Source organism: Burkholderia sp. MSMB1826, assembly GCF_001526325.1.
Classification (GTDB): Bacteria; Pseudomonadota; Gammaproteobacteria; order Burkholderiales; family Burkholderiaceae; genus Burkholderia.
The window spans coordinates 1-511 of record NZ_LOYN01000009.1 but is presented as its reverse complement, the minus strand read 5'-3'; the positions used below and the strand labels follow the sequence as shown (position 1 = coordinate 511).

The 511-nt window shown below is 49.9% G+C and carries 2 tRNA genes; both read right to left on the bottom strand.

Annotated features, from left to right (window positions below):
• Positions 1-221: 221 nt before the first annotated feature.
• Positions 222-297: transfer RNA gene (locus WS95_RS02115), tRNA-Ala, on the bottom strand.
• Positions 298-386: 89 nt separating this feature from the next.
• A tRNA-Ile gene (locus WS95_RS02110) sits at positions 387-463 on the bottom strand.
• Between the last annotated feature and the right edge of the window lie 48 nt (positions 464-511).

The window sequence follows — 511 nt, the reverse complement described above, 5'->3', positions numbered from 1 at the left end:
AAATTGAGCCGAACATGAAGTTCGAATCATCTTGAGATACATCGATACAATCACAACCCGGATAGTTTCCACGTCCATCTCAAAGACGCTTCCGCTATCCAAATTACTTACTTCTTCCAGATTGTTAAAGAACGACAGCCGATACTTACTACGTATCACTCTGACTGGCTCAATCGCCAATGACAAAGGTTCGACGCAGTCGAACGCTTGTCATTGAAGATTGGTGGAGGCAGACGGGATCGAACCGACGACCCCCTGCTTGCAAAGCAGGTGCTCTCCCAGCTGAGCTATGCCCCCATGAATACAGATGCCTCAGGTGTGTTCGCCTATCGGCATGGGATGCTCGTAAGCGCTAAAGCGCCAACGATCATCGACACGTCAGACAATGGTGGGTCTGGTTGGATTCGAACCAACGACCCCCGCCTTATCAAGACGGTGCTCTAACCGACTGAGCTACAGACCCCTGAGTCTGTCTTTAAATTTACAGCCGATAAGCGTGAGCGCTCAACTT